This window comes from Methylomonas sp. AM2-LC, assembly GCF_039904985.1.
Classification (GTDB): Bacteria; Pseudomonadota; Gammaproteobacteria; order Methylococcales; family Methylomonadaceae; genus Methylomonas.
In genome coordinates, this window is record NZ_CP157005.1 from 3,582,282 (window position 1) to 3,596,573 (window position 14,292).

The window sequence follows — 14,292 nt, forward strand, 5'->3', positions numbered from 1 at the left end:
AATTTGTAGCGGCACGGACAATAAAGCAGTAGAGCATAGGATTATGATTTCTCTATCAGATACTTAGTCGCAAGACTTGTAAGTTTGAAATAATTGTTCAAATTCTACGGGTGGTACTGGCCGGGAAAACAAATAGCCCTGACCATAATCACATCCTGCAGCTGTCAGTAAAGCGCATTGCTCTTCGGTTTCTATGCCTTCTGCAATGACTTTAATACCCAGTTTATGGGCCATCAATATAATGGCTTCGCATAAGGCCATATTGGTAGAGTTTTTAGCCAAATTATTAACAAAGCTTCTATCAATTTTAAGATAATCAATATCAAATTTCTGAATATAAGATAACGATGAATAGCCAGTACCAAAATCATCAAGCGATACTTGAATTCCAGCATCACGGTAGGCCAACAACTTTTCAGAAGTAGAAACAGAGGCATCAAGCAGAAGACCTTCGGTTATTTCAATCACCACACTATCACCCGCCAAACCCAACATTTGTAGATGGTTCAACCAGTTAAAGTGGAAACCAGCCAATCTGCGGAATTGCACAGGCGAACGGTTAATACTGATTTGGAAACAGGGATTAATGGTTTCTCGCAAATTCTTGACGTATTGGGCAGCCTCTTTAAACACCCAGTCTCCAATATCATGGATCAGTCCGTTTTCTTCAGCTACTGGAATAAATAGAGCAGGACTGATTAAACCCTTACTGGGATGATGCCAACGTATCAGGGCTTCTGCTTTATGGATGAATCCAGTATCCAACTCTATGATAGGCTGGTAATAAACCTGAAATTGTTGCTTTGCCAGTGCTATGCGCAAATCGTTAGCCATATTCAAACGATGGTGTGAAGCATCTTGCATAGCAGCTGTAAAGTAACTAAAACCGTTTCGACCCCGATCTTTTGCCGCATACATAGCCTGATCAGCATTTTGCAAAAGCTGGGCAATATCCTTGCCATCGTCTGGAAAGATGGTAACACCAATACTGGCTGACACATAACTTTGTTCGCCATTCAGCGGGAACGGTTCCATCATTTTGTCCAGAATAGTTTGCGCCACACGTTGCACCGCTTCTGGATTGTCCAAATCAGTCAAAATAATGGTAAATTCATCTCCACCCAACCGTGCTACTGTATCTGTATCTCTAATACAAGTCAGCAAGCGTTGTGCGGCAATTTCCAACAACCTATCCCCTAACATATGACCTAAGGTATCATTCACTTCTTTAAAGCGATCCAGGTCAATAAACAGCAAAGCAAACGAAGAGGAGTTTCTATGCGCTTTTTTAATTTCCTGCTCTAAACGGTTATGAAACATATGCCTATTTGGCAAGCCTGTTAACGGGTCAAAATTGGCTTGCCGCCAAATCTGTTCCTCGGACAATTTCTTGTCGGTAATATCAATTGCGATGCCGTCCCAAAGGGTTATGTCGTCGACTCGTTTTGGGCGAGAACGCACTTGTATCCAAATCCTGCTAGAATTTGGCTGCTGCAAACATAACTCCATAGAAAAATCACTCAGCTCATGAGCACTTTTTTTCTCAGCTTCCCGATAAACTGCTAATTGTGCCGGGTCAATTTGATCAAGCAGGGTAAAAGCATTATTTAGTACTGCATCGACAGAAATACCATGCACTTTTTCTACACCGGCACTAATAAATAAAAACTTGGAATTGCCATCACTATCCAGAGTATATTGATAAATATAGCCATGTGGCAGATTATTTCCCAGCGAACGAATACGTTCTTCACTCTCAGCCAGTCTTTCCATATAGCGTTGGCGTTCCGTCACATCCCTGCTGATGCCTACCAACCCAAGCAATTCGCCATCCGGCGTATAAAACGGGGTTTTAATGGTATCGAGCAGTACAGAATTGCCATCTGGATAAACGACCCATTCTTCGTTACTTTGCGATTGTCTAGCGGCCAACACCTCAAGATCACGGCGTCGAAAGTCTTCTGCAATTTGTTGAGGTAAGAAATCAAAATCAGTTTTGCCAATTTGCTCTGCTTCCAGATGTCCTGTATATTTTTCAAAGGCTTTGTTACAACCCAAATACACACTATTCAAGTCTTTAATAAAAATTAAATCTGGCACCGCATCAATGATGCACCTTAACAGCGCTCTTTCATGCAGCAATGATTCACGTAAGTCATATTCTTCGGTCACATCCCTAAATACTAATACCACGCCAAATATGCTGCCGTCCTGAGTACGTATGGGGGCCGCAGAATCGGCTATTTGATATTCGTTCCCATTCCGGTTAATTAGTACGGTATGATTAGCTAGACCAATAATCTGCCCCGTACTCAGTACCCGTTTAACCGGGTTATCGGCAACTTGCCGAGTATGGGCATTGATAATGTTAAACACTCTTTCGAGCGGTTCACCCACCGCATCTACTTGTCGCCAACCAGTCAATTTCTGAGCAATTTCGTTCATAAACGTAACGCGACTATCTGTATCTGTGGCTATAACGGCATCACCTATCGAAAACAGCGTCACAGACAGGCGCTCTTTACTTTCTTCTAGCAGACTGATAGTTTCTGTTAACTGCTTGAGCATCCTGTTCCAGGCTTCTGCAAAAGTGGCCAGCTCACTGGTTCCTGTTAACTTTGCGACAGCAGCATAATCACCTGTTGCCAAGCGACTCACCGCTTCAGTTAAATGGCGTAGAGGTCGGTCTACCCAGTGAGAAATTATGTAGCCCATTACTAACATCAACAACAAACCCACCGCAAAAATGGGATACATAGATCTAATCAGCACATCCCAACTTGCCGCTTTGGCGCGAGACAGATCGAAATCGAGTATTAGTACGCCTATTTTATTGGATCTAATTTGTCCTGGCTGGGCAGCAAGTACTACCGGCTGATAACCGAACAAGCTTTGCCTGTCGGCAGAAAACTCAATAAAGGTTCGATGCAGGCTTTGGGTTGCATGAAATTTCTCGGCGACAAACTGTGGAAGTACCTGTTGATAAGACTGACCTATCCATTCCAGCCGGGTGGCTTGCATAACTCGCCCTGTATCATCAACCAATGCGAGATTATTGACATCGGCATCCACACCATAACCGGCAATTTCTTCTTCAATTAAATCATGCTGTTCATGTCTTAATAGGGTTTCAACCTGTAGTTGGGTATTGGCTAATAAACGCTGCGATCGATCAAGCGCCTGATTTTCAATAGACATCAACATTTGCTGATGCTGATAAAAGACTGAAAAAAACAGTAACATTGCAAATGAACCAATGACTAGCAAAGGTAATGCACGTTTTAAACGAATAGTCCGTATATGACTCATTGGAGTGCTTCTGGTAAAAAACGAGCATCCACCAGAGCGTCGAGATTAACGTTACCCACTAAAAGTTGATGCTCTTTCATCAGTTGGGCTAATTCTCTGGCTGTATTGATTAACTGCATATCAGGTACTGACAACCATTTGCGATTTTCAGTCAGACTTGGCAATTGCAAGCCCTTAAACTGAGCGAACACTTGCTCAGCAGCAGTTCCTAAGCGTGGCCCCATGCGTACCGACGCATCTTGTGGCGAATGAGCGAGATAATCACAGGCTTCGAAATAACTTGATACCAATTGTTTCAATACGGTTTCATTACCTTGTATGGCGTCCGCCCTTACTACCAACACATCCATAATACGACCTGGGATTTGACCGCTATTAAATAATTCAACCGCACCCGCATTTAAAATAGCGGTGCGGACTGGCTCGAAAGTGACCACGGCATCGATTTCACCATTCTTCCAGGCGGCCAAATGATCATTGACGGTTTTAGGCACCAATTTAATTTCATGGGCCTGCAATTGCGCTGCTTGCAATGCTGCATCTAACAACACCGCACCTGTAGCTGTGTTTTCGACGGCGACTCGTTTGCCCCGCAGAGCTTGCAAATTGGGAATATTGGCATGTCCGAGTAACACATCGGCACCGTTGGAAATATCCATAACCAAAATAATCCGCAAATCAACGTCACCGTCCTGAATTAACGTCAGGGTTTCATCCAGGGTCAAAGCGGCCGCTTCCACAGTACCATTGCGAAATGCATGAACCACTTGACTGGCTGAGGGCATTTCTACCAATCGCAGTGTCGAGTTTTCATACCATCCCAGACTGCGGGCCAAATATAAAGGTTCATAACCCGGCCATACATTAGTGGCAACCCTAAAAACTGGCTGTGTCTGTTTACTACAGGCTACTAATAACGACAGACAAAACAAAAGGCAAAAATAATGAAATAAACGCATAGCAATATTGCCATTCCTTAGTATCGTTGTTTTATAAGCATTGTATCGATTTTTTAGGTGGATTGAACAAAAGTAGCTTAAATAATTTATAACGATTAGCAAAGTGCTCAGAATGCAAAAAACACCCTACACACCAGATAATCCTGGGCTATGCGTCCTTGTACATTGTATTCATGTAACCACTTGACTGAAAAGATTACATCACGCGCTAAAAGGTGAGGTGTCAACATTAATGCCGGACCTATACTGGATGCTTCGCTGGGCATAGCGGCCAAAATACTGCTTGGAGCATGATCCGCAGTGATTTGCTGATAATAAGAACCCGCCAACCCCATTGCTAATTGCGGGTTAAAATAATGACCTAACAAATAATCAAAATGCAGCTCGTCACCACTACTATAGCCAGTAGCCGAATTTTTGAGATTATTCATATACCCTAACGTGGTCGATACCTCATTGTCAGCCGGTAGCTGCCAGGTTAACGACAAAATATGGTCAAATGTCCAGACATTACGACTGGTATTTACAGCACCTTTCGCATAATATCCAGTTGGTGCAATTATTCCCTCATAAAATAAGGCACTGAAGTGTTCCCACTGCCAATTGACGGCCAGCGGCATTAGATAAGCATCAGCAGCTCCCAATCTATCTTGTTTGTTTCTGCCAGTATAATCTTTTGTAATGTTAATTCCTGGATAGATTCCAGCGATATAATTACCGCCCAGAATTTTATAATCGGTAACTTGTACTAAGCTGGGTAGTTCTATCAATGTTGCGGTTTTGCCAGTTTTATCCTGGTAGGCAGTCATAAAATTAGTAAAATAACTACCTTTACCCGGCATGCTACCCATGGCAAAATCACCATAAAAACCGGGCAAATAATTACTGCCCCCGCCTTCCGTAGCGCAAACAACAGTGATAACACAAACACATACCAGCCCCAAACATTGTACACAAAACTTGCCAGTATTCACCCTAATCACGGCAGATTAACTTTTGAAGATTAGGCAACGGTGAGGTCATTCCCAAATAGCGGTAGCGAGAAATCGAAATTAAGAATGCGATTCTAATTAGGGCTAATAGCATTAATATTCTTGAGGTTAACAACCGAAAAAAAGATTTGAGAAAAGCTTGCCAACAAACTGACTAATTTGCCGCTCTATAAGCAAGCTATCACTATTGAGTATAGCAAGGGAATTATGTTTTGCCTGATAGTTATCTACAGAACTTTCCGTAAAAACCATCACGTCATATTATGAATATATAGTTTTATAATCAAACTGTTAATCAAATATAAGCGACGACATTTATACATCACTCTAAGGTTTATCTATGACTAACAACTTTGATTAACAAGTACTGCACTGGCTGACCAAAAACGCCTGTCTATAGTCTTTATTATAAAAATGAGACTTGTTCGACGACTTACAAAACGTTTACTATTACTTCCATCCTATAATAACAATTTAAACACCCTGAAACATGCTGCCCTTTAAAAAATGGCTTGGACTTGCACCGCTTTTACCATCGGCGGATAGCGAAGTGCCTGCATTTATTGAGGCACATTGCCTGGCGCAAATTCAACAAGGGAATCGACAAGCATTCCAGACCTTGCTGGAACATTATTACGACCTGATTTATCAAATAGCCTATCGTTTTACAGGGCATACGGAAGATGCTGAGGATATTACCCAAGAGGTGTGCTTGGGACTGGCAAATAAAATACTATCGTATCGGGGTGAAGCAAAATTTAAAACCTGGCTTTACAGTATAGTGATAAATACCTGCCTGGATGCACAACGAAAAACCAAACATCAACAGAGCAAAATAAATCCTTATCTGGAGTTTGCCGAACAGCACCGTAACTTCAGCCAGGAAAACGCTCAGCAAATTAGCTGGTTGTATAGACAATTAGCCAGCTTAAAAGAACCTTATAAAGAAACGGCCTTTTTAGTGTTGGCGCAAGATTTATCCCACGCCGAGGTCGGTCAAATTTTAGGCTGTGCAGAATCGACTATTTCCGGACGAATGAGCGAAATTCGTCAGCAACTGAAAGCGCAAATGGAGAACGATCATGACCGATGAATGGGAAGATCTTAAACACCTGTTGCGGCAAACACCTGATATAAAACCCAACCCTGCCGCCAAGAAAGCCGCAATTAACGCTGCATTAAGTCAGTTTGAAAAAAATAATTCAAGGTTAACCCAAGGAATTAGCAAGTCCAATCGTCTAAAAGACACAGCCTTTATGGTTGGACACTTTATTTTTGGGAGAACACAGATGAAAAAATATCAAATACTGCTAGTCGGGGCTTTTTGTGCCTTGTTTGTTGTTTGGTTAACCAACCCACTACAACAGGCTAGCGAAACCTTATTATTGGACATGAAACCAGACGCACAGCCGGTGATTTCGAAGTTAGAAGAACCCGATTCTGAGCTTAGTAAGAAGCTTCCGGAAAGTACACCGATTGTTGCGGCTAAAGAAAAAAGCGTAAATCAAAATACGCCTGAATTTAGTAGAGCGCTTATAACGCCTTTAAATACCATACGTTCAAGCGCCCCAAACATCACCAATATGCCCCGCATGCAAATGGCGGATGCTATATCGCCATATAATCAACCCAGTCAGGGAGGCGACAAATTTAAAGCCAGCACCCCTAACCCAATTAAGCTGACTAAACAGGAACCGGTATCCACCTTTTCCATAGATGTCGATACGGCCTCTTACAGTTTTGTGCGCAATGCCTTAAATCAAAATGTTTTGCCACAACGTAATGCGGTGCGTGTTGAAGAACTGATTAATTATTTCCCTTATGCCTACAGTCCGGCCCAGCAAGCGAATGAACCATTTAAAGCCCAGGTATCGGTGTTTCCTTCACCCTGGAATAGCAATAATAAACTGCTACACATAGGCATTAAGGGTTATGAATTGCCCGTACAAGCAAAACCCAAAGCGAATCTGGTGTTTTTGATAGATACCTCTGGCTCTATGAATGAAGCCAATAAGCTACCCTTAGTCAAAAATGCCTTAAAACTGTTACTCGATAGTTTAAGTGCTGAGGATAGTGTCGCCATAGTCACCTATGCAGGTAATGCTGGGGTAGCACTGGAACCAACCCATGTTAAAGACAAAAACAAAATTATCAGTATTATTGACAACCTGGGGGCCATGGGCTCAACCGCAGGTGCGGAAGGCATAAGACAAGCCTATCAACTGGCCAAACAAAACTTTGACCCCAAAGGTGTCAATCGGGTGCTCTTGGCCACTGATGGTGATTTTAATGTGGGCATTAGCGATGAAAACGAATTAAAAAGCTTTATCGAACACGAACGTGCCAGCGGCGTAAGCTTGTCGGTATTGGGTTTTGGTACGGGGAATTACAATGACAGCCTGATGCAAACTCTGGCGCAAAACGGCAACGGCAATGCCGCCTATATCGATACCTTGAACGAAGCCCGCAAAGTTTTAGTCACCGAAGCTAGCTCTACCCTGTTCACTATAGCCAAAGATGTGAAAATACAGGTGGAGTTTAATCCGGCTCAGATTGCAGAGTATCGATTGATTGGCTATGAAACTCGGCAGCTAAAAACCGAAGACTTTAACAACGACAAAGTGGATGCAGGCGATATTGGATCTGGACATACGGTAACAGCACTGTATGAAATTACCCCGGTAAACAGCCAAAGCAAAGCCATTGACGAACTGCGTTATGCCCCGCAAAACGCAAAACCAGAAATGAGCAAAATCACTGATGAGTACGGGTTTATTAAAATCCGCTATAAATTGCCAAATAGTGATAAAAGCAGCTTAATCACCACCCCAATAACGGCTAGTCAAGAAAGTAAATCGATCACTGGAGTAGCGCAAGATGCGCGATTTGCAACGGCTGTTGCTGCTTTTGGTCAATTACTGCGTGGCGATCCATATTTACAAAACTATAGTTATGATGATGTGATTGCTCTGGCAGACGCGGCTAAGGGGGATGATCATTTTGGCTACCGGGCCGAATTTGTCAATCTGGTGCGAATGGCTAAAAATGCACCCGCGTTGCCAGTGTTAAACCAATAAAAACAGTGTACGGAGATATTCAAATGACCCAAAGCCTTACCTATCCAGGTGTATATATTCAGGAAATTTCTAGCAGTGATCATACTATTATAGGAGTTACCACTGCTATTACCGCCTTTATAGGTTGGGCACCAAAGGGTAGTATTTCCAAAGCGGAAGCTATCAGCAGCTGGTCCGAATACAGCCGGCTGTATGGTGGCCTGGATAGCCGAAGTTATCTGGGCTATGCTGTTAATCAGTATTTCGAAAACGGTGGCCAGCAAGCTTATATTGTGCGTCTGGTTGATCCAACAACAGCCACATCAGCCAGCGTAACAATTGCGGGAATGACGGTAACAGCCTCTGCGCCAGGTTCCTGGCTTAATGGTTACCGCATTAACATACAAACCATAGCCAATGATGCGCAACGTTTTAATTTACATGTTTATGGAGCTGGCATTAATGCGCCTTTACTATCAAGCTATGCGAATTTATCGCTACAAGCCACTGATGCACAGTATGTCAGCACTGTAATCGCCAATAGCGCTGATATTATTCAAGTTACTGTCAACAATGCCAGTAATGCGCCGGTAGCAGGTGATTATCTGCTGGCAAACGGTAGTGATGGCAGTGTGTTAAATCCGGGTAGTGCACAATTCCATGCCGCCTTAGCAGGAGATGGCGTTAATACCGGACTATACTTGTTAACAAAAGTCGATCTGTTTAATTTATTGGTGGTGCCGGGTGAATCCGACCCGGTTACCGTGAATACGTTACAGGCTTTTGCCAAACAAAACACTGCATTTCTAATTACTAGCTCTGCCAGTACGGATACCTATGCCAACCTGAGTCAAAACGCTTCCCCTGATAGTCGCTTAACGGGTGACAACGCCTGCAACGCAGCTTACTATTTTCCGTGGATTAATGCGCCTGATCCTCTGCAACAAAATAATTTACGCGCATTTCCACCCTGCGGTTTTGTGGCTGGTATTTATGCACAGATTGACAGTAATAACGGCGTATGGAAAGCTCCGGCTGGCGTTAATGCCAGCATTCGCGGTAGCAGCTCATTGCTTGAAACGCTTAATGATCAGGAACAAGGCGTATTAAATAATAAAGCGATTAATTGTCTGCGCAATTTTCCCAGCTATGGAATGGTGATTTGGGGGGCTAGAACCTTACAGGGCAGTAGCAGTCAGAGTTCGGAGTGGGAATATATTCCTGTCAGACGCACGGCCTTATTTATCGAAGCCAGTGTGAAGCGTGGTTTACAGTGGGTGGTGTTCGAAATCAATGCGGAACCGTTATGGGCGCAAATCCGCTTAAGCATTTCAACATTTTTGGAAACACTGTTTCAGCAAGGCGCATTTCAGGGGCAAACACCACAACAGGCCTATTTTGTAAAATGCGACCAGACTACTACCAGTCAGACTGATATTAATCAGGGCTTGGTGAATATTGTAATTGGATTTGCGCCATTAAAACCCGCTGAATTTATCGTAATCAACTTGCAACAAATTGCGCTGAAGCCTGCACCTTAATCATACAGTCTGCGCAATTATGCTTAGCATCCCTTTTTAGAAACGTTCCCGTGGTAAAGATGCTGAGCAAGTTGACTATCAAGACTACCATTAAGACTGATGAATGTGAGTAGAATGCACAATCCGGCTCACCCTGGCGGGTTATTGCGGGAATGGTTGCCTGAAAACATGTCAATAAGCGCTACATCTAAACAATTGCAAGTTTCTCGGGTAACGCTTTCAAAGGTGCTGAATGGCAAATCCGGCGCAACGGTAGGTAAGGCATTGCGGCTTTCGGCATGGTTAAATACATCCCCGGAAATTTGGCTTAATATGCAAACACAATGGGATTTATGGCAAGTACAACCACCACTCCGAAGAGAATGCCATTAGATAGATAAACAGTTTAGTAAGCTATAAAACTTGGCCTACATCTGATATAAGGTGACCTCATTAGCGGTTTAGTCCTACGACCCCAAAGCGACATTTACAGCTTTGCGCTCAATGTCCGCTAGAATTTAATGAGCTGCCTTTCAACTTAAAGTTTTTGTTAAACACGCTCTTCATCTCGCAGAGTCAGAACTTCATAGCCATCTTCTGTAACCGCAATAGTATGTTCCCATTGTGCAGAGAGCTTTTTGTCACGAGTAACAACTGTCCAACCATCACGCTTTGTTTTAATTTTAGCTTCGCCTTGGTTGATCATTGGCTCAATTGTAAAAGTCATACCTTCTTGCAAAACAATTCCGCTATTCGGTTTTCCGTAATGTAAAACATGAGGTCCTTCATGCATTTCTTGACCAATACCATGACCACAGTATTCACGTACAACTGAATAGCCTTGTGAAGATGCAAATTTTTGTATAGCGTAACCAATATCACCAAGTGTTGCTCCAGGTTTTACAGCACGAATACCATGCCACATAGCGTCGTAAGTTTTATTAACTAGCCTTTTGGCTATAGGTGAAGCATCCCCGACTATGTACATTTTACTTGAGTCGGCGATAAAATCATTTTTTTCGAGCGTTATATCGACATTTATGATGTCGCCAGACTTAAGTAATTGGGTAGCAGAAGGCATGCCGTGACAGACAACATCATTGATTGATGTGTTTATAACAAAAGGAAAATCATATTGTCCTTTACTGGCCGGTCTTGCGTTTAATGTGTTGGTAATAAAATCTTCAACCAAATCATTTATTTCCATGGTTGAAATGCCAACTTTGATGCGTTGATCGAGATAAGTAAACACAGATGCGAGCAAACGCCCTGATTCACGCATCAATTCAAGTTCCTTCTCATTTTTTAGGATAACACTAGCCATTGCTAACCTCAAATAACCCAACGGAAGCAAGGCTTAGTTGTTCTCGTAAAATCTCTGTGTAAGTCATGTTGGGATGTGTTTCAGCTAGCATGCCGATTTTTATCCAAAACTCAGCCTGAGAATTGATAGAGCGAACCATTGTGCCACTGGCTTTCCGGATCTCTTCATGTAGTTCATCACTGATTTTAACGATACCCATAACTACCTTTAATATACGAAACGTATATGAATTGTATATTATCATAAAGATGATCACAAGAGTTTGCAATGGACGGTAAACGTTCGAGCTAACCAGCTTGCCGTAGTGGGTCCGGTCGTTGAGCGCAGGTAGGCCTAGATCTTTTTTACCCGTGCCGCACAGGAAAGGAGGAGCCTGACTTCTTGGCACATGTGACCCGTGCGGGTGTAGACATACGGTGCCGATCCGAACGATCAAAGAAGCGAAAAGTCTGCTGGATTTTTGATCCAAGTCGAATCATTGACGGCAATGAGTCAGTTTTCGACTGGTGTTGACAACGGTACGTTTTAAAAACAAAAGCCGTTTTGATTTACATCCTTAAAATACATATAACCAATTAATTTACCCCCAACCGATAATTCGCGACAACCATCCAGATCGCATTAGATTCAGGGTAATGTTCTGTATAGTCTTGTCGCAATACTGCTAAGTCTATTACGAATTATTCAGCCTTTATGCATGCCCCCCCATTAAATTGATTATTTGATTTGAAGGGTGCTATACAAACTTATATTTCAATATTTATTGAAATATAAAAATATATATTTTATCATAGCCTCAGTTATCAACTTTTTCTCACAGCTATCAAATCAATTTAACCATGCATGTTTTATTTCTTTGTACAGGCAATTCCTGTCGCTCAATCTTAGCTGAAGCGACTTTTAATCACCTAGCCCCAACGGGTTGGCGGGCATTGAGTGCTGGTAGTAAACCTACTGGCCAAGTGCATCCACACTCATTGGCTTTACTTGCAAGCGAAGGAATTTCTACCGAAGGCTATTTCAGTAAATCCTGGCAGGATTTGCCCGTCACGCCGGATATTGTCATTAGTGTGTGTGGCAATGCGGCTAACGAAACTTGTCCGGCCTATTTAGGCCCGGTAATGCGTAGCCATTGGGGTGTTGAAGATCCGGCGCATGTAACGGGTAGCGATGCAGAAATTGATGCGGCTTTTATGCAGGCTTATGGCATTTTGCGTTATCGCATAGAACAGTTTTTGGCTTTGCCTTTAACTGCTTTACAAAATGATCAAGCGCAACTTAAAAAGGAACTGGATCGTATTGGTGAGTTGTTGCCTTAAATACAACTATCCATTTGGGTTATTAAAAACCAACATAATTTCTGAAGGATGGATAGTTAGCAAAGTTTGTAACTATGCAGCGTAGTTTTTTTCAATTAAAACTAATTGACTATAAACAACGTGAAGCGCATCGGTCGCGAATGATGCGCCTCCTGACGTCGGCACATCCTATCCAGGCTTACTTTTACGGTGAGTAATTACCAAAGTTTATTTATTACCCAACTTATAGGTTAAATATGGAAATATCATCAGCGGTGATTATCCTTGCTGCACTCGCACAGGATTCCCGCTTGGCTATCTATCGCACCTTAGTGCAGTCAGGCCCACAGGGCATGGCTGCAGGCAAGATTAGCGAGGCCACGGGTATACCGCCCTCCTCGCTGTCTTTCCATATGAAAGAACTGAGTATTGCCAATCTGGTCAGCTCGCGCCAAGAGGGTCGCTTTGTTATTTATGCGGCCAACTTTGCCACGATGAATGCCTTATTGGCCTTTATGACTGAAAACTGCTGCGGGGGCAATCCACCTGTATCGTTAGAATGTCTAGCCTGTCCACCCAGCCAAGACTAATACGATAAAAATGCGGCAGTCGCTTTACATGTTTCTTTGTCACTATTTACCGCCTGCATAGGATATGCCGACGCCAGGAGGCGCATCAATCGCGACAGATGCGCTTCACTTTGCTCAGCTTACCCTATAGGCCATTGATTATAATTGCACTAAAACTGCGCTGCACCGTTAGCGTTTCTTTATCTATACATTTGATACAGGATAAATTTATGAATCTGTTTGAACGCTACCTTTCGTTATGGGTCGCTCTTTGCATTTTGGCTGGTATTGGTTTTGGGCAACTATGGCCTGAGGTATTTCAGAGCATAGGTAGCCTTGAATATGCGCAAGTCAATTTGCCAGTGGGTATATTGATTTGGGTGATGATTATTCCCATGTTGATTAAGGTGGACTTTACCGCCTTGCATCAGGTCAAAACTCATTGGAAAGGGATAGGTGTTACCTTATTTATCAATTGGGCGGTTAAACCCTTTTCCATGGCCTTACTGGGTTGGTTATTTATCCGACACATTTTCGCATCCTATTTACCTGCCGAACAACTGGACAGTTACATCGCTGGATTGATTTTACTAGCGGCAGCACCGTGTACCGCCATGGTGTTTGTGTGGAGTAAGCTGACCGATGGTGATCCTTTATTCACGCTGACTCAAGTGGCATTAAATGACACCATCATGATATTTGCCTTTGCGCCCATCGTTGCCTTGTTACTCGGCATATCGTCGATTAGCGTTCCTTGGGATACGCTATTAACTTCGGTACTACTGTATATCGTGATACCAGTGATACTTGCCCAGCTTTGCCGAAAATTATTGCTAAAAAAAGGCGAAACTGCTTTCGCTACGGTTATGCAGCACTTGGGGCATTGGTCGATGGCGGCCTTGTTAATTACGCTAATACTATTGTTCGGTTTTCAGGGTGAAGCGATCATTAAGCAACCCCTAGTCATTGCCATACTTGCCGTGCCGATTCTGCTTCAGGTGTTTTTTAATGCCAGCCTGGCCTATTGGTTAAACCGTAAAGTGGGTGAAAAACATAATATCGCCTGCCCATCAGCGCTGATTGGTGCCAGTAACTTCTTTGAATTAGCCGTTGCTACAGCCATTAGTTTATTTGGCTTTGATTCTGGCGCGGCATTGGCCACAGTGGTTGGCGTATTAATTGAAGTACCGGTCATGTTGCTGGCAGTTGTGGTCGTCAATGCCAGCAAACAATGGTACGAAAATGGTTAAACAGGATAAATACAA

At 43.0% G+C, this 14,292-nt stretch carries 12 protein-coding genes; 7 read left to right on the forward strand and 5 right to left on the reverse strand.

Annotated features, from left to right (window positions below):
• Positions 1–63 precede the first annotated feature (63 nt).
• From ABH008_RS16045 to ABH008_RS16055, 3 genes are all read right to left on the reverse strand, one after another.
• Positions 64–3,309 carry an EAL domain-containing protein gene (locus tag ABH008_RS16045; RefSeq protein WP_347986623.1) on the reverse strand — a complete coding sequence of 1,082 codons (3,246 nt, stop codon included), beginning with the start codon at positions 3,307–3,309 and terminating at the stop codon, positions 64–66.
• Positions 3,306–4,268, reverse strand: a complete 963-nt coding sequence (locus tag ABH008_RS16050) for an ABC transporter substrate-binding protein (RefSeq protein ID WP_347986624.1) — start codon at positions 4,266–4,268, stop codon at positions 3,306–3,308. Before ABH008_RS16050 ends, ABH008_RS16045 begins: the two co-directional genes overlap by 4 nt.
• A 107-nt stretch (positions 4,269–4,375) precedes the next feature.
• A complete protein-coding gene (locus ABH008_RS16055) occupies positions 4,376–5,146 on the reverse strand; it encodes a transporter (RefSeq protein WP_347986625.1) in 771 nt (256 codons plus the stop codon).
• Between the two features lie 604 nt (positions 5,147–5,750).
• Between ABH008_RS16055 and ABH008_RS16060 the strand changes: the two genes are divergently transcribed.
• From ABH008_RS16060 to ABH008_RS16075, 4 genes are all read left to right on the forward strand, one after another.
• Complete coding sequence (locus tag ABH008_RS16060; RefSeq protein ID WP_347986626.1) at positions 5,751–6,353, forward strand: RNA polymerase sigma factor; 603 nt, start codon at positions 5,751–5,753, stop codon at positions 6,351–6,353.
• On the forward strand, positions 6,343–8,337 hold the full coding sequence (locus ABH008_RS16065) for a VWA domain-containing protein (RefSeq protein ID WP_347986627.1): 1,995 nt from the start codon (positions 6,343–6,345) through the stop codon (positions 8,335–8,337). Before ABH008_RS16060 ends, ABH008_RS16065 begins: the two co-directional genes overlap by 11 nt.
• A 23-nt stretch (positions 8,338–8,360) precedes the next feature.
• Positions 8,361–9,857 (forward strand): phage tail sheath subtilisin-like domain-containing protein, encoded by a 1,497-nt coding sequence (locus tag ABH008_RS16070; protein WP_347986628.1) that lies wholly within the window; start codon positions 8,361–8,363, stop codon positions 9,855–9,857.
• 114 nt (positions 9,858–9,971) lie between these two features.
• The gene (locus ABH008_RS16075; protein WP_347986629.1) at positions 9,972–10,229 is read left to right on the forward strand and encodes a HigA family addiction module antitoxin; all 258 of its coding nucleotides are present in this window, start codon (positions 9,972–9,974) and stop codon (positions 10,227–10,229) included.
• Between the two features lie 157 nt (positions 10,230–10,386).
• On the opposite strand, the gene map is transcribed toward ABH008_RS16075, so the two are convergent.
• Both map and ABH008_RS16085 read right to left on the reverse strand, forming a co-directional pair.
• Positions 10,387–11,160 (reverse strand): type I methionyl aminopeptidase, encoded by a 774-nt coding sequence (gene map / locus ABH008_RS16080; protein ID WP_347986630.1) that lies wholly within the window; start codon positions 11,158–11,160, stop codon positions 10,387–10,389.
• On the reverse strand, positions 11,153–11,359 hold the full coding sequence (locus tag ABH008_RS16085; protein WP_347986631.1) for a ParD-like family protein: 207 nt from the start codon (positions 11,357–11,359) through the stop codon (positions 11,153–11,155). Before ABH008_RS16085 ends, map begins: the two co-directional genes overlap by 8 nt.
• 640 nt (positions 11,360–11,999) lie before the next feature.
• Between ABH008_RS16085 and ABH008_RS16090 the strand changes: the two genes are divergently transcribed.
• From ABH008_RS16090 to arsB, 3 genes are all read left to right on the forward strand, one after another.
• Positions 12,000–12,479, forward strand: a complete 480-nt coding sequence (locus tag ABH008_RS16090) for an arsenate reductase ArsC (protein WP_347986632.1) — start codon at positions 12,000–12,002, stop codon at positions 12,477–12,479.
• 236 nt (positions 12,480–12,715) lie between these two features.
• Complete coding sequence (locus ABH008_RS16095; RefSeq protein ID WP_347986633.1) at positions 12,716–13,048, forward strand: metalloregulator ArsR/SmtB family transcription factor; 333 nt, start codon at positions 12,716–12,718, stop codon at positions 13,046–13,048.
• A gap of 209 nt (positions 13,049–13,257) precedes the next feature.
• Positions 13,258–14,277 (forward strand): ACR3 family arsenite efflux transporter, encoded by a 1,020-nt coding sequence (gene arsB / locus ABH008_RS16100; protein ID WP_347986634.1) that lies wholly within the window; start codon positions 13,258–13,260, stop codon positions 14,275–14,277.
• Positions 14,278–14,292: the final 15 nt, after the last annotated feature.